This is a genomic window from Halomonas sp. ATBC28 (genome assembly GCF_005937175.1).
Classification (GTDB): domain Bacteria; phylum Pseudomonadota; class Gammaproteobacteria; order Pseudomonadales; family Halomonadaceae; genus Vreelandella; species Vreelandella titanicae.
Window position 1 is genome coordinate 1 of the sequence record NZ_VCQL01000174.1, and the last position, 400, is coordinate 400.

The 400-nt window shown below is 51.2% G+C and carries 1 protein-coding gene; it reads right to left on the reverse strand.

Annotation, left to right across the window (positions count from 1 at the left end):
• Window positions 1-182, reverse strand: a 182-nt coding sequence (locus E0L35_RS25895; protein ID WP_283241558.1) for a hypothetical protein, incomplete at its 3' end; no start/stop codon positions are given.
• Between the last annotated feature and the right edge of the window lie 218 nt (window positions 183-400).

The following is a 400-nucleotide window of genomic DNA, read 5'->3' on the forward strand; positions in this document are numbered from 1 at the left end:
GGGCGGCTATCCCAAAGCTCTTTTGACGCCCCCAGACTGACAGAGAACATCAATCCAAACATGGCACTGCGATCCCGGCTCATCCCCTGATGCTGTGAATATTCATTTCCGGCGGCGGAAAGCATCGCCGAGGCGATAAAGTGTTGAGCTTTATCCTGCCCGCTCCAGTTATCGTTAGCCATATGGCTGCATCCAGAAAGTAACAATAGCGAACAGACAAAAAGAATACGCAAAACGTGGCCTCCAAAAAACAAACCCCGTACAGGACGGGGTTGTGATTACAGGATGCGGCTAATTAATCGGTCGATGCGGATACGGCGCAAACGGCGGATGAGTTTACGAACCTTCACCGGATAATCGGCAATGCTTTGCAGATCGCGGTAGTGCTTAACGATGGTGG